Genomic DNA, 14,765 nt, shown 5'->3' with positions numbered 1-14,765 from the left:
CCCTGGGGGCTGCGCCCCCAGCCCCCCGCTGATCGGCCTGAACGGCCTCGTCCTCAAGCGCCGGACGGGCTGAAATGTCGGCCCGGGCCGACACGGCTTCAGCCTCTGATGATCGCCAGTGCCTCGTCCCGCACCTTCACCATCGTCGGCTCGTCCCGTGCCTCCGCGTTGAGGCGCAGCAGGGGTTCCGTGTTGGACGGGCGGACGTTGAACCACCAGTCGGTGGCGGTGACGGTGAGGCCGTCGAGTTCGTCGAGGGTGATGTCCTCGCGGCCCTCGTAGGCGGCCTTGATCGCGGCGAGGCGGCCGGCCTGGTCGTCGACCGTGGAGTTGATCTCGCCGGAGCCGGCGTAGCGGTCGTACTGGGCGACGAGGGCGGAGAGAGTGCCCTCCTGGCCGCCGAGGGCGGCGAGGACGTGGAGGGCGGCGAGCATGCCCGTGTCCGCGTTCCAGAAGTCCTTGAAGTAGTAGTGCGCGGAGTGCTCGCCGCCGAAGATCGCGCCGGACGTGGCCATCTCGGCCTTGATGAAGGAGTGGCCCACGCGCGTGCGTACCGGCGTGCCGCCGTTCTCGCGGACGACCTCCGGGACCGACCAGGAGGTGATCAGGTTGTGGATGACCGTGCCCTTGCCGCCGTTCCTGGCCAGCTCGCGGGCGGCGACCAGGGCCGTGATCGCGGACGGGGAGACCGGCTCGCCGCGCTCGTCGACGACGAAGCAGCGGTCGGCGTCGCCGTCGAAGGCGATGCCCAGGTCGGCGTCCTCCTCGCGGACGCGCTTCTGGAGGTCGACGATGTTCGCCGGGTCCAGCGGGTTCGCCTCGTGGTTCGGGAACGTGCCGTCCAGCTCGAAGTACATCGGTACGAGGGTCAGGGGCAGGCCGGCGAAGACGGTCGGGACGGTGTGTCCGCCCATGCCGTTGCCCGCGTCGACCACGACCTTCAGGGGGCGGACGGAGGTCAGGTCGACGAGGCCGCGCAGGTGCGCGGAGTAGTCCTCCAGCGTGTCCCGCTGGGTGATCGTGCCCGGTGTCGCGTCCGACGTCGGGGCTCCGGAGTCCATCCAGGACTCGACCAGTTCGCGGATCTCCGAGAGGCCGGTGTCCTGGCCGACCGGGGCGGCGCCCGGGCGGCACATCTTGATGCCGTTGTACTGCGCCGGGTTGTGCGAGGCCGTGAACATCGCGCCCGCGAGGCCGAACGCCCCCGACGCGTAGTACAGCTGGTCCGTCGAGCACAGCCCGATCTCGGTCACGTCGACGCCGCGCGCCGCCGCACCGCGCGCGAAGGCCCGCGACAGACCGGGGGACGAGGGGCGCATGTCGTGCCCGGTCACGATCGCGTCGGCGCCCGTGACCTGCACGAAGGCCGCGCCGAACAGCTCGGCCAGCGTCTCGTCCCACTGGTCCGGGACCACCCCGCGTACGTCGTACGCCTTAACGAGCTGCGACAGATCAGCGGTCACGGCCAGCCTTCCTTGAGTCCTCAACGGTGGCCCCAAACTACCCGTACGAACTGACACTCGGGTGTGCGGGACCCGGGAGGGCACATACGGACATCGCGCACGGACCTCGCACGGACTTCGCAAGGCCTTACGGAAGCATCCATTCCAGGACGGGCGAGCTCTGTCCGACGACGATCAGGCACATGACCAGCAGAAGTCCGAGGCTCCATGGGAGCACCTTGCGCAGCAGGTCTCCCTCGCGGCCGGCGAGGCCGACCGCCGCGCAGGCGATGGTGAGGTTCTGCGGCGAGATCATCTTGCCGAGGACACCTCCGGAGCTGTTGGCTGCCGCGAGGAGCTCCGGGGAGAGCCCCGACTCACGGGCCGCGGTCACCTGAAGGGCGCCGAAGAGCGCGTTGGCGGAGGTGTCCGATCCGGAGACCGCCACGCCGAACCAGCCCAGGACCGGTGACAGGAAGGCGAGTCCCGCGCCGGCCGCCGCCACGAAGTGGCCGATCGTGGCCGCCTGTCCGGAGAGGTTCATGACGTAGGCGAGCGCCAGGACGGACGTCACGGTGAGGATCGCGAACCTCAACTCGTGGACGGTGGCGGCCCATTCCCTGACGGCCACGCGCGCGTGCACCCCGAGTACGACGGCCGTGCACACCCCGGCGAGCAGTACGAGCGTGCCGCCGGTGGACACGATGGGCCAGGTGAAGACGTTGCCGCCGACGGGGTCGCCGTCCGCGTTCGCGACATTCAGGAACGGCCAGTCGAAGGTGCGGGTCGCCTTCGCCAACTGGTCCTTCACCACCGGGATCTGGGCGATGGAGAAGATCACGACGATCAGCGCGTACGGCGAGTAGGCCCGCAGCACCTCGCGGCGCGGATCCTCCTCGTCCAGGTCCTCGCTGCGTACGCCGGTCAGGACCGCGGCCCGTACGGGCTCGGCGGCGGGCTTGCGCGCCTGCGGCACCGCCATCAGTGCGCCCGCTCCGGCCAAGGCCGCGCCGATGTCGGCGAGTTGGGCGGAGACGTAGTTGGAGGCGGCGAACTGGGCGACGGCGAAGGCGAATCCGCACGCCATGGCCGGGATCCAGGTCTCGCGCAGACCGCGTCGCCCGTCCACCAGGAAGACGAGCACCAGGGGCACCACCAGGGCGAGCAGCGGAGTCTGACGGCCCACTACGGAGGCGACGGAATCCAGGGGCAGGCCCGTGACTTGAGCCAGTGTCACCACCGGGGTGCCCATCGCGCCGAAGGCGACCGGCGCGGTGTTGGCGACCAGCGCGACCACCGCGGCGCGGACCGGGTCGAAGCCGAGCGCGACCAGCATGACCGAGCAGATCGCGACGGGCGCGCCGAAGCCCGCGAGGGCCTCCAGGAGCGCGCCGAAGCAGAACGCGACGACGAGCGCCTGGATGCGCGGGTCGTCGGAGAGTCGCCCGAACGAGCGGCGCAGGATGTCGAAGTGCCGGGTGTGGACGGTCATCCGGTACACCCAGAGGGCGTTGACGACGATCCACAGGATGGGGAAGAGGCCGAACACGGCTCCCTGGGCGGCGCTGGAGAGCGTCTGGCCGACGGGCATGCCGTACGCGAGCCAGGCGACCAGGGCCGCGGCCGCGAGGCCGATGAGGCCCGCCAGGTGGGCCTTCATCCGGACGCCGCCGAGCAGGACGAGGACGATGACGAGGGGCAGGGTCGCGACGAGTGCGGACAGGCCGAGCGAGTCGGCCACGGGCTCGAGTTCCTGGATGTACACGGAGCCTCCCCGGATTCCGCGATGCGGAAAGCGATTTCTCACGGGCGGGGGAATGGTCGTGTCCGCGACAAGCTCACGTCAATGGTCGTGCGTCATCGAGTGAAACGTGCACCGAATGTGCACGAGGTGAAGTCCCGTTCGCGTGACGGAAGTTCGGGAGGGGAGTTCGGGCAGGGGGCTCGGGAAGACGGTTCAGGAGTCCGGCGAGCGCAGCACCCGGAGGTGGCCGCGGCGGGCGACCTCCATCGGGTCCGCGCCGCGGGCGTTGCCGCCGCCCGCCTGTGCGGTCCGCTGCTGCGGACGGGCCGCCTCACGCACGGCGTTGGCGAGCGCTTCCAGGTCGTCACCGCTGGGGCGGGAGGGAGCGGAGGTGTCGGCGAGCCGGACGACCTCCCAGCCGCGAGGCGCGGTGAGGCGCTCGGAGTGCTCGGCGCACAGGTCGTAACAGTGGGGTTCGGCGTAGGTGGCGAGCGGGCCGAGGACCGCGGTCGAGTCGGCGTAGACGTACGTCAGCGTCGCGACGGCGGGACGGCCGCAAGCGGTGCGCGAACAGCGACGTACAGGGCTCACGATGTTGGACGGTACCGCACTCTTGAGCGGGCCGCGACGACTCACCCCCGGGTCACTCCACCGTGTCGTGGTGTGACCCCTGACACAGGTGGTTCCTGGCGCGCCTTGTTGACCTGCGGGTACGGGTGTTGGCGAAATTTCGGACGGGTCCAGGAGTGGTCCCGAGTTGGTGCGAAAGCTGTCAATTGCCGTTATTTCTGTGGTCCTAGAGGCATATGGAAACGAGCCCAACCTTGGCTGGAATGGTCATCAAGTGGCATGCGCGGTTGGTGAGTCGGTGCCGGTGGTGGGCGCTGGTCGCGCCGTGGGGCGGGGGCCGTGGGACACCCCGGCCGCGCTCCCCCGAGGGGGTGACCGCCGGTGGACACGTGCAGGCGGGAGAAGGGTCTGGGGACTACTCTTCGTCAGTGATGGACAACCCCGTACCGCCCCGTGCCGCCGAGCCCAGGCCCCGTCGTCGTGATCGACACGGGCGGGGGATGCGTGGCCCCGTGGCGCCGCCGCAGGTACCTCTCTCGGCGAGCCGGGGCGAGGTCTTCGCGGATCTGGTGCAGGACTCCGTGGAGCGGCTGGAGCGGCGCTGGCCGCAGCTCGCCGACATCGAGTTCCTGGTGCTGGAGGTGCCCCGGCTCGACCCTGCACGCGACGAGGGCTGGGCCGACGAGACCGTACCCCTGGGCGGCACGATCCCGGCGCGCGAGGGCAGGCCCTCCCGTGTCGTCGTCTACCGCCGCCCGGTCGAGATCCGCACCAAGGGGCGCGACGAGCGGGCCGCGCTCGTGCACGAGGTCGTGGTGGAGCAGGTCGCCGAGCTGCTGGGACTGACTCCGGAGACGGTGGATCCCCGGTACGGGGAGGACTGACCGCACCCCCAAAGGCGTGCGGTGTCCTGCTTCCGCAGCACGGTGTCCTTCCGCAGCGCGATGTCCTACTTCTGCAGCACCGAGAGGTCCTGCGCCGCGTCCGGTACCTCCACCGTTCCCCGGTCGTCCGGCAGCGTCTGCACCGTGAACATCGGTACGCCGCCACTGGCCTCTTCGAGCATGCGCGACGCGTAGACGGGACCGCCGGACTGCGGCTCGACCGTGAGGGCGTACGTGCCCTTGAGGCCGCTGGGGACGGGCAGCTCGACGTTCTGGGTGGTGCCGCCCTTGATCGTGTACGTCTTCGACGCGGCCGTGCCGCCGCCGCTTCCCGCGGAGGCCGTGACCTTGACCTTCGCGGCCCGCCCCGGGGCCACCAGGGAGAGCGTGGAGCCCTTGGAGCGGTTGTCGGCGGCCGTCGCGCGCGTGTCCACCGGGCCGGTCGCCGGGATGAACGCCGTCTCCTGCTTGTCGCCCTTGCCGCGGGTGACCTTGAGGGCGGCGACGACCGGGGTGGGCCGCCCGGTCGGCGTCAGCATCAGGGATCCCGCCTCGCCGCGTGTGACGTCACCGAGGTCGATGGCGGCGGTCATGCCTGCCTTGATGTGCAGCGTCTCGTTTCCGGCGGGGGTGATCGGCCCGTTCGGAGAGGCGAGCCGCACCTTCAGGTCGGCGTCGGCGTCACCGGGCGCGAACGCGACCAGCCGTACGGAGGTGGCGTCCTTCGGGATGCCCGGCAGGACGAGGCTGCCCGCGGGGTCGGTGGAGGGGCCGAGCCAGTCGCCGCCGAGCTTGTCGTCGATGGCCTGGACGGCGGCGGCGACCCGGCCGCTGCGGACCGTGACGTGCACGGTGAGGTTGGTCTGCGGCTCGTCGACGAGCGTGGACAGCAAAACCGCCTCGCTGGAGTGCGGCGGGATCTGGATGCCCTCCCCCACCGTCGACTTGAGGGCGCCGTCCTTGCCGTACAGCTCGATGTCGGCGACCGCGGCGGAGTCGTCCGGGTTGGTCAGGTGCGCGTAGTCCGTGCGCTCCTTGGCGGTGCTGGCGCCCGGGAACCAGAACTCGGTGTCCGGAGCGGTGCAGTTGGTGCCGAGCAGGCCGCGACCGCTGCCCGCCGCGATCTCCGTCGTCTGCTGGACGGTCCAGCCGGGCGCGAACCTGCCCTCGGCGGTACCGACGAGCGCGGGCGACTCGGCGCCGGAGGCCTCGCCGGTGACCGGCTTGCCCGGCTCCTTCGGCGTCAGCACGGCCTTCTCCTTGCCGTCCTTGCCGTCGTCCTTCTTGTCACCCTTGTCCGCGTCGGTCTTGCCGTCCGCCGACTCCTCGCCCGCCGCCGTGAGTTCGGCCGCGCCGTCGTCACCGGTGCCCTCCGCGACGGGAGTGAACGACGTGTACGCGGTCTCCGCGAGGTCCGAGGTGCTGGGAGCCGGGCAGAGCAGGCTGGTGCGCTCCACGGGCAGCTGGGCGGCAGCCTTCGCCGTGTCCGTGCCGGAGGTGTCCGGCTCGGACATCGAGGCGAATCCGGTGACGGCGGCGAGCGCGGCCACGCCGGCGATCAGGGACACGGTGGTGCGGTTCACTGCTGGCTCCCGTCGGGGCGCTCACTGTCGGTGCCGTGCGGCGGCTGCTGCTGGTGCTGGTCCGGGTCGTACGCCGGGTCGTAGCCCTGGGAGTACGTCTGCGACGGGTCGTACGCCGCGTTCCCCGTGCCGTACGTCGCGTACGGGTCGTACTGGCCCGTCTGGTACGGGTCCGCCTGGTACTGCTGCTGGTCGTAGGTGCCCGCCGGGTACTGCGGGGCGCCCTGGTACTGCTGCTCGCCGCCGTAGGTGCCGTACTCGGCGCCCGCGTACGTCGTCGTGTCCCATTCGCCGTAGGTCTGCTGCTGCGGAACCTGAGCGGGGACGGGGACCTCCTCCGAAGGAGGAGGTGTGGCGGGCGGGGCGTCCGGGGTGAACTGGTCCGGCTGGTCGGCCTGTTCGGCCTCCGCCTGGGCACGCAGCCTGCGGGCCCTGCGGCCCTCGCCCGAGACGGCCTGGGCGGGGACGACGGGCTCCTCGGGGAGGTCGTCGTCCACGTCACGGCGGCGGCCGGGCAGGGCGAGCACCACGAGGACGACGGCGAGCGCACCCTGCGCCCACAGCCATCCGGTGTGGCTCATCGGGGCCTCGAAGGTGACGTCCAGCCGGCCCGCGGTGGCGGGCAGCTCGAAGCCCTGTGCCCAGCCGTCGACCGTGGTCCTGGTGAGCGGCTTGCCGTCGAGGGTGGCCGTCCAGCCCTCGTCGGCGGTGTCGGCGAGGCGCAGGACGCGGCCGTCGGCACCGGCGGGGATCTTGGTGTGCAGTTCGACGGGACCGGCGGCGATGGGCTGCGGGTCGCCGGAGCCGGGGACGATGGCCGCGCGCGCGACCTGCCGGTCGACGCGCCACAGGGCGCTGCCGTCCTGCTGGCTCAGCCGGCTCAGGCCGGGGGTGGCGTCCAGGACGCGGCTGACCTCGCGGGGCGCGCCGCCGCGCACGAGGACGTACCGCACGGCGAAGCCGCCGAGCTGGTCGGCCTGGTCGGCGCCGGAGCCCGCCACGAGGTTCGCGACGACCTTGTCGAGCGGCTTGTTCTCGCCGTCCGCCGCGGCCAGTTCGGCGTCGCCGAGGCGGGCGCCGGAGCCCCGGACGAGCATGTAGCCGACCTCGGCCGGCGAGGCGCTGTCCAGGACGAGGGTGCGGGCCTGGTCACGGGTGCCGCTCTCCTCGGCCACGAACGCGGGCACCTGGACGGGATCGCGGCGCTCCAGGGGCCCGTCCGCGCCGCGGATCATCCACCCGGCGGCGACGAGCAGGGGTCCCGCGGCTGCGGCGAACGCGATGAGCACGGCGAGCGGCTGACGCCAGCCGAAGCTCTGCTCGGCCACGCGCGAGCGCGCGCCGTCGGCACCGAGCGCGGCGGCGGCGAGGAACGCGAGCCCGTAGACGAGAGTGGCCGGTCCGGCCCAGGTGGAGCTGTTGGACAGGACGGCGAAGACGAGCGCCACCAGGCCGGCCGCCCAGGCGGTCCAGATTCCCAACTGACGCTCTGTGCGCACCAGCGCGGCCACTGCGGCGCACACGATGCCGATGAGCATCAGCCCGCTGACGGTCCCGGGGCCGCCCGGGCTGCCGCCCAGCAGGTCGAGCGCGGAGGCCGCCCCCGACCCGTACTCCATGCCGGCCTCCTGGAAGAAGCCGAACGGCAGCAGCGTCAGCGACCAGGGGGCGAGGACGAGCAGCGGGGTGCCGAGCTGCGCCAGGAAGCGCGGCCCGTAGGCGGTGATCTCGCCGCGGCGCACGACCAGCAGGGCGAGGCCCAGCACGAGCGCGATGGGCCACACGATCGGCGTGAAGGCGGTGGCGAGGGTCAGCAGCAGCGCGTACGCCCAGGTGGCGCGCCAGCTGCCGCGGACCGTCTCCGAGGCGAGGCCGCCGGCCGCGATGCCTGCGCGCGCGATGAGGGGCAGCAGCACGGCGAGTACGGCCGTGCCGATGCGGCCGCCCGCGAGCGCGCCGGTGGCGGCGGGCAGGAAGGCGTACGCCACGGACGCCCAGGCGCGCAGCAGGCGCGACTGGACGAGCGGGCGGGAGGCGAAGTAGGCGGTGAAGCCGGCCAGCGGCACCGAGCCGACCAGCAGCACGGTGACGGCGAGCCCGGTGGAGCCGAACAGCAGGCTCGCGAGCATCGCGACGAGCGCGAGATACGGCGGCGCGGACTGCGTACCGCCGGCGCCGACCGGATGCCAGGCGTCCAGGTAGCGCGACCACAGCTCGGAGGAGTCGGCCGGGGCGGGCAGCAGCGCGCCGCCCGAGAGCGCGCCGCCGCCGAGGAGCTCACGGCAGGCGACGAGCGAGATGAGGAGGAGCGCCACGAAGAGCATCGGCCCGGGCTTGCGGGCGACGCGCTTGACGCGGGCGAACTGCTCGACCTCCAGGAAGTCCGCGTCGTCACCGCCGGGCCCGGACTCGACGGCGCTGCCGTGCCGTCCCGCCGCGTTCAGCTCCGGGTCGGAGCTGCCCGCGAGGCTGCCTGCGGCCTGCTCGATGGTGGCCCGCACGGTCGCGCCGGGCGGCGGGAACAGCGGGCGCAGCTCTCCCTTGTCGACCTGGGGGCGGCCACGCCTGCGCCGGCCCGCGAGGATGCGCTCCGGGCGCAGCAGTGTCCCCAGGAGGCCGCGGATCTCGTCGACCGCCTGTCCGGGGACCTTGCCCACGAGGTACGCGACCGTGCGCAGCAGCGTGCCGATGACGAGCCGTACGAGGATCCAGGGGAGCGCCGCGCTGCGGCTGTTGACGAGGAGGGTGTAGACCGCGCCGGCCTTGTCGACCTTGTGCGGGGAGGCGGAGGTGCGGCCCACGCAGTCGACGGTGCGCCGCTCGCGGGAGGACGCCTCGGCGTGCCGCACGACCGCTTCCGGGGCGACGAGGACGCGGTGGCCCGCGGCCTGGGCGCGCCAGCACAGGTCGATGTCGTCGCGCATCAGGGGCAGCCGGCGGTCGAAGCCGCCGAGCTCCTCGAAGACGTCGCGGCGGATCAGCATGCCGGCGGTGGACACGGCGAGCACGGGCTTGACGTGGTCGTGCTGGCCCTGGTCCTGCTCGCGCCGGTCGAGGCCGGTCCAGCGACGGCCGCTGTGGGCGATGGTGACGCCGACTTCCAGGAGCTGTCTGCGGTCGTACCAGCCACGGAGCTTGGGGCCGATGATCGCGACTTCCTTGCCGAGCTCCCGTTCGTTCTCCACGACCCGCAGCAGCTGGGCCAGGGCGTCGGCCTCGGGGGCGCAGTCGTCGTGCAGGAGCCACAGCCACTGCTCGGGCTCGCCGTGGGGCAGTTCCGGCATGTCGTACGCGTCGTCGCGCCAGGTGCGGGTGACCGGGTCCCAGCCGCTGGGGCGCTTGAGGTACGGCAGGTCGTCCGGGGTCAGCACGCCGGCCGTGCGGGCGGCCTCCTCGACGGCCTGGCCGAAGCCGGTGCGCCGGGCGAGGTGCAGCACCCGGTCGGCGCCGAGGGCGTCGGTGACCAGCCGGGCGGAGTCGTCCGCGCTGCCGGTGTCGGCCGCCACGGCGTTCTGTACGGGGCGTTCCTGACCGAGCAGCCCGGCTAGGGCGTCGGGCAGCCAGCGGGCACCGTCGTGCGAGACGAGCACTGCGGTGACCACGTGCCGTGGGAACTCGGGCGTGGCAGTGTCGTACTGACCTGCCGAATGGCTGTGCACGGACATCGAGGTACGGGCCCCGGTTCGATGGACTGCGGTGGACGCCTGTGCCCCCAGAGGACAGCGGGGCGTCTCGGACGGAGGCCCACACTAACGGCTGGGCAGCAGAGCGGCCCGCCGCCTGTGGATAACCCACCTGCGACGGGCCGTTCGTTACGTATCGGAACGTAGGGGTGTGCGCCGTTCGGTCGGGCGGCGCACACCCGGCGATCAGGTTGCGATCAAGCCACGATCAGACGGCGGCCTTCTTCAGGCGACGCCGTTCACGCTCGGACAGTCCGCCCCAGATGCCGAAACGTTCGTCGTTGGCGAGTGCGTATTCGAGGCACTCGGAGCGGACCTCACAGGCGAGGCAGACCTTCTTGGCCTCGCGGGTGGAGCCGCCCTTCTCGGGGAAAAAGGACTCGGGGTCGGTCTGCGCGCAGAGCGCCCGCTCCTGCCAGCCGAGCTCCTCTTCGGCCTCGTCGACCAGCAGTTCCTGAAACAGCTCGGTCATGTGCGCCCCTCGTCCGTCTCGCGTCCCCGTGATGCTGCCGTTACCGATTTCGGCTGAACGACACGAGTGAAATTACAAGTGTGCCGATCCGGGCCAGTCAAGCCGAGATCTGCTATTGGGCCCCTTATTCACTCTGCGGAACCAAGGCTTTGCGGAAAGTGTTCAAATCGGCATAAATCCTGACAGCCGAATAGGGACCCGGCCGGGCTCCGTCTCCGCGCAGGACCTGTACGAAGAAGGACGCTCAGAAGTTCGATCTCGTTCCTGTACGGACGACGAAGCGAACCGGATCACATGTGGATCACACGGATGCCGCATGGATCACAGGATCGCGACGAGGTTCGTGCGCCCGGTTGTGCGCCATGTGTCCTCGCAAGCTCCTGCACAAACCTTTCGCCACAGAGATGAACCGGATGAGGTGAAACATCGCCCACATACCGGACATCAAGTTGACAGTCCGAGTGTGAACCGGTGTCCTAGTGGGCATGCTCGCGAACTTGGCACTCACCTCGACCCGCACCGCCGGGTCCCTCGGTGCTGCCCACGTTCGCTGTAGCTGTTTCTGTTGCTGTCACAGCTGTTGAGCCAACCGCGCTCCGGCTGCCGCCGAGTTCCCTGACCAGGGCCCGGCTGCTGGTCCCCCGCCCGTACCAAGGGCACACCTCATGCCCGCGACCCGGGCGGACGGTACGTGACACCCCAGTCCTCCAGCACTCTCTTCCGCCGAGGAACCCACCGCACCCATGAACAGCGACAGCGACCTCCAGATCGCCGGCGACATCCTCGAAGTACCGCACCTCCTCCAGGCGCCGCGCGAGCACCCGTCCACCGTGGCCGACTTCGTCGGCCTCGCCCGCTCCATCGCGGCCGACCGCTCCCAGTGGGAGCACCTCGTCGAGTACGACGCGACCTCCCGCTGGTACCACCGGCTGCGCACCGGGCCCGGCTACGAGGTGTGGCTGCTCTCCTGGGTGCCCGGGCAGGGCAGCGGACTGCACGACCACGGCCGCTCCTCCGGCGTACTCACCGTCCTGGAGGGCGCGCTGACCGAGCGCACCGAGCGGGGCACGCGCGCGTTGAGCGCGGGCGCCCAGCGTGTGTTCGCGCCCGGGTACGTGCACGAGGTCGTCAACGACTCGCTCGATCCGGCCATAAGCCTGCACGTGTACTACCCCGGGTTGACGGAGATGCCGATGCACGCGGTGCGGTGCGCGACGGAGTCGGGGACTGTGGCCGAGGTCTCGTAACCGGCCGACGCGTTGTCGTAGCCGCCTGCAAGACTGAATCCATGCGCATTGTGGTTCTGGCAGGCGGCATCGGTGGTGCACGGTTCCTGCGTGGTCTCAAGCAGGCCGCGCCGGACGCGGACGTCACGGTCATCGGCAACACCGGGGACGACATCCACCTCTTCGGGCTGAAGGTCTGCCCGGACCTCGACACGGTGATGTACACCCTCGGCGGCGGTATCAACGAGGAGCAGGGCTGGGGGCGGACCGACGAGACCTTCCATCTCAAGGAGGAGCTCGCGGCGTACGGGGTCGGGCCCGAGTGGTTCGGGCTCGGCGACCGGGACTTCGCGACGCACATCGTGCGGACACAGATGCTGAGCGCCGGGTATCCCCTCAGCGCCGTCACCGAGGCGCTCTGCGACCGGTGGAAGCCGGGCGTCCGGCTGATCCCCATGTCGGACGACCGCATCGAGACGCATGTGGCCGTCGAGATCGACGGCGAGCGCAAGGCCATCCACTTCCAGGAGTACTGGGTGCGGCTGCGGGCCTCCGTGGACGCGTACGCGGTGGTGCCCGTCGGCGCCGACCAGGCCAAGCCGGCGCCCGGAGTGCTGGAGGCGATCGCCTCGGCCGACGTGATCCTCTTCCCGCCGTCCAACCCGGTCGTGTCCGTCGGCACCATCCTCGCCGTACCCGGCATCCGGGAGGCCATCGCCGAGGCGGGCGTCCCGGTGGTCGGCCTCTCCCCCATCGTCGGCGACGCGCCCGTGCGCGGCATGGCCGACAAGGTCCTCGCGGCCGTCGGCGTCGAGTCCACGGCCGCCGCGGTCGCCGAGCACTACGGCTCGGGGCTCCTCGACGGCTGGCTCGTCGACACCGTGGACGCCGGGACGGTGGAGCAGGTCGCCGCCGCCGGCATCCGGTGCCGGGCCGTGCCCCTGATGATGACCGACCTGGACGCGACGGCCGAGATGGCCCGTCAGGCGCTGGCGCTGGCGGAGGAGGTGCGGAGCGCTTGAGCGACGACGATCTCAGGAGTGACGAGTTCGGGAGTGACGAGTTCGGGGGTACGGGGCACATGAGCGACGAGATTTCCGCGAGCCCGGGATCGGCTCCGGCTCCGGCCGGGGACGAAGGGCTGCCGTCGGGGGCGCCCGGCTTCCGGGTCTGGGCGCTGCCCGGACTGCCCGAGGTACGGCCGGGGGACGATCTCGCCAAGCTGATCGCCAGTACCGAGCCGGGTCTTGTCGACGGGGACGTACTGCTGGTCACCTCGAAGATCGTGTCCAAGGCCGAGGGGCGGATCGTCGAGGCGGCGGACCGGGAGGCCGCGATCGACGCCGAGACCGTGCGGGTCGTCGCTCGGCGCGGGCCGCTGCGGATCGTGGAGAACCGGCAGGGGCTCATCATGGCCGCCGCCGGCGTCGACGCCTCCAACACGCCCTCCGGGACCGTGCTGTTGCTGCCCGAGGACTCGGACGCCTCCGCGCGCGCGATCCGCGACGGGCTGCGGGACGCGCTCGGGGTCGAGGTCGGGGTCGTCGTCACGGACACCTTCGGGCGGCCCTGGCGGACCGGGCTCACCGATGTCGCCATCGGGGCCGCCGGAGTGCGCGTACTCGACGATCTGCGGGGCGGCACGGACGCGCACGGGAATCCGCTCAGCGCCACCGTCGTAGCCACCGCCGACGAGCTCGCCTCCGCCGGTGACCTGGTCAAGGGCAAGGCCGCCGGGCTGCCCGTCGCCGTCGTGCGCGGACTGCCCCACGTGGTGGGCACGTACGGCGCCGACGGCGAGGACGAAGGGACGCGGGGCATGGTCCGGGACGCGCGCGACGACATGTTCCGGCTCGGCACCTCCGAGGCCGTCCGGGAGGCCGTCACCCAGCGGCGTACCGTACGGGCCTTCACCGCCGAGCCCGTCGACCCCGATGCCGTACGGCGTGCGGTGGCCGCCGCCGTGACCGCGCCCGCGCCGCATCACACGACGCCCTGGAGATTCGTACTCCTGGAGTCGGCCGAGTCACGGACGCGGCTGCTCGACGCCATGCGGGACGCCTGGGTCGCCGATCTTGAGCGGGACGGGAAGAGCGCGGAGTCCATCGCCAAGCGCGTGCGGCGCGGGGACGTGCTGCGGGGCGCGCCCTATCTCGTCGTGCCGTGCCTCGTCATGGACGGGTCCCACACCTACGGGGACGAGCGGCGTGACGGGGCCGAGCGGGAGATGTTCGTGGTCGCCGCGGGCGCCGGGGTGCAGAACTTCCTCGTCGCACTCGCCGGGGAGCGGCTCGGGTCCGCGTGGGTGTCGTCGACGATGTTCTGCCGCGAGGTCGTGCGGGACGTGCTCGGACTGCCGGAGGGATGGGATCCCATGGGGGCCGTCGCTGTCGGGCACGCGGCGGAGGAGCCGAGGGCGCGGCCGGAGCGGGATGCGGGGGCATTCATCGAGGTGCGTTGAGCGTCGACGTTCACATCACCCCTGGTTCGTACGGCATTCCCGTACGGCAGTCCCGAGCAGCCCTAGGACCTCAACCGTGGCCGGACGTTTTGATCCTCGGCCGACGCGTACGACCGTGCGCGGCGGGCATGTCGTCGTGCCCGGGCAGGCGCGGGCGGACCGGTCGGGCGGACTCGGCGGGCGTACGCGCAGCTGGGTGCCGCCGTGGCCGCTGGATCTCGGGCTCGTGCTCGGGCCGTTGCGGCGGGGGCCCGCCGATCCGACCTTCCGTACGACGCCGGACGGGGCCGTGTGGCGGGCCAGTCTCACGCCGGTCGGGCCCGGGACCCTGCGGGTGTCCGTGCGCGCGGGTGTCGTCGAGGGGGAGGCGTGGGGGCCCGGGGCCGAGTGGTTGCTGGAGCAGCTGCCACTGATGCTCGGGGAGTCGGACGATCCCGATGCCTTCGAGCCGCGGCATCGGCTGGTGGCGGTGGCCCGGCATCGGCGGCCCGGGTTGCGGCTGACGCGTACGGGGCTGGTGCTGGAGTCGTTGATTCCGTCGATTCTTGAGCAGAAGGTCACGACGGACGAGGCGTATCGGGCCTGGCGGTTGCTCGTGCGGAAGTACGGGGTGCCTGCGCCTGGGCCCGGGCCCGGAGCTGTCGCGGGGCGGGGCCCAGGGGCAGGCTCCCCGTACTGCCGCACGAGCAACCGCCAGGCC

Annotated in this window: 11 protein-coding genes; 5 read left to right on the top strand and 6 right to left on the bottom strand. The window is 71.9% G+C overall.

Annotation, left to right across the window (positions count from 1 at the left end; all coding sequences use genetic code 11):
* Positions 1 to 98: 98 nt before the first annotated feature.
* The 3 genes from AOK17_RS06420 to AOK17_RS06410 form a co-directional block, all read right to left on the bottom strand.
* Complete coding sequence (locus tag AOK17_RS06420; RefSeq protein WP_055611333.1) at positions 99 to 1,463, bottom strand: phosphomannomutase/phosphoglucomutase; 1,365 nt, start codon at positions 1,461 to 1,463, stop codon at positions 99 to 101.
* A gap of 127 nt (positions 1,464 to 1,590) precedes the next feature.
* On the bottom strand, positions 1,591 to 3,207 hold the full coding sequence (locus tag AOK17_RS06415) for an L-lactate permease (protein WP_055611332.1): 1,617 nt from the start codon (positions 3,205 to 3,207) through the stop codon (positions 1,591 to 1,593).
* A gap of 192 nt (positions 3,208 to 3,399) precedes the next feature.
* Entirely contained in the window at positions 3,400 to 3,822 is a 423-nt protein-coding gene (locus AOK17_RS06410; protein ID WP_055611331.1) for a DUF3499 domain-containing protein, read from the bottom strand.
* A 365-nt stretch (positions 3,823 to 4,187) separates the two neighbouring features.
* Here AOK17_RS06410 and AOK17_RS06405 point away from each other — a divergent pair, with 365 nt between their 5' ends.
* A complete protein-coding gene (locus AOK17_RS06405; protein WP_079052828.1) occupies positions 4,188 to 4,640 on the top strand; it encodes a metallopeptidase family protein in 453 nt (150 codons plus the stop codon).
* 65 nt (positions 4,641 to 4,705) lie between these two features.
* Here AOK17_RS06405 and AOK17_RS06400 read toward each other — a convergent pair whose 3' ends face one another.
* From AOK17_RS06400 to AOK17_RS06390, 3 genes are all read right to left on the bottom strand, one after another.
* Positions 4,706 to 6,223, bottom strand: coding sequence for a DUF5719 family protein (locus tag AOK17_RS06400; protein ID WP_055611329.1), 1,518 nt, complete (start codon positions 6,221 to 6,223; stop codon positions 4,706 to 4,708).
* On the bottom strand, positions 6,220 to 9,888 hold the full coding sequence (locus AOK17_RS06395; protein WP_079052827.1) for a glycosyltransferase family 2 protein: 3,669 nt from the start codon (positions 9,886 to 9,888) through the stop codon (positions 6,220 to 6,222). Before AOK17_RS06395 ends, AOK17_RS06400 begins: the two co-directional genes overlap by 4 nt.
* Positions 9,889 to 10,114: 226 nt before the next feature.
* The gene (locus AOK17_RS06390; protein WP_053723761.1) at positions 10,115 to 10,378 is read right to left on the bottom strand and encodes a WhiB family transcriptional regulator; all 264 of its coding nucleotides are present in this window, start codon (positions 10,376 to 10,378) and stop codon (positions 10,115 to 10,117) included.
* A 743-nt stretch (positions 10,379 to 11,121) separates the two neighbouring features.
* Between AOK17_RS06390 and AOK17_RS06385 the strand changes: the two genes are divergently transcribed.
* The 4 genes from AOK17_RS06385 to AOK17_RS06370 form a co-directional block, all read left to right on the top strand.
* Positions 11,122 to 11,625: a cysteine dioxygenase gene (locus AOK17_RS06385; RefSeq protein WP_055611328.1), complete on the top strand. Its 504-nt coding sequence runs from the start codon at positions 11,122 to 11,124 to the stop codon at positions 11,623 to 11,625.
* 41 nt (positions 11,626 to 11,666) lie between these two features.
* A complete protein-coding gene (gene cofD / locus AOK17_RS06380; protein WP_055611327.1) occupies positions 11,667 to 12,626 on the top strand; it encodes a 2-phospho-L-lactate transferase in 960 nt (319 codons plus the stop codon).
* A gap of 59 nt (positions 12,627 to 12,685) precedes the next feature.
* A complete protein-coding gene (locus tag AOK17_RS06375) occupies positions 12,686 to 14,065 on the top strand; it encodes a coenzyme F420-0:L-glutamate ligase (protein ID WP_055611334.1) in 1,380 nt (459 codons plus the stop codon).
* A gap of 76 nt (positions 14,066 to 14,141) precedes the next feature.
* On the top strand, positions 14,142 to 14,765 hold a 624-nt coding region (locus tag AOK17_RS06370), incomplete at its 3' end, for a DNA glycosylase family protein (RefSeq protein WP_483855173.1).

Origin of the sequence: Streptomyces phaeochromogenes (assembly GCF_001418655.1) — a bacterium.
GTDB lineage: Bacteria > Actinomycetota > Actinomycetes > Streptomycetales > Streptomycetaceae > Streptomyces > Streptomyces phaeochromogenes.
The sequence above is the reverse complement of the archived record's forward strand: the minus strand, read 5'-3'. Positions and strand labels throughout refer to the sequence as shown.

What these genes read in the sequence shown, in the direction of transcription:
- AOK17_RS06405 (WP_079052828.1), top strand. Translation starts at nt 4,188, where the DNA reads ATGGACAACCCCGTACCGCCCCGTGCCGCCGAGCCCAGGCCCCGTCGT.
- AOK17_RS06395 (WP_079052827.1), bottom strand. Translation starts at nt 9,888, where the DNA reads ATGTCCGTGCACAGCCATTCGGCAGGTCAGTACGACACTGCCACGCCC.
- AOK17_RS06390 (WP_053723761.1), bottom strand. Translation starts at nt 10,378, where the DNA reads ATGACCGAGCTGTTTCAGGAACTGCTGGTCGACGAGGCCGAAGAGGAG.
- AOK17_RS06385 (WP_055611328.1), top strand. Translation starts at nt 11,122, where the DNA reads ATGAACAGCGACAGCGACCTCCAGATCGCCGGCGACATCCTCGAAGTA.
- cofD (WP_055611327.1), top strand. Translation starts at nt 11,667, where the DNA reads ATGCGCATTGTGGTTCTGGCAGGCGGCATCGGTGGTGCACGGTTCCTG.
- AOK17_RS06375 (WP_055611334.1), top strand. Translation starts at nt 12,686, where the DNA reads ATGAGCGACGAGATTTCCGCGAGCCCGGGATCGGCTCCGGCTCCGGCC.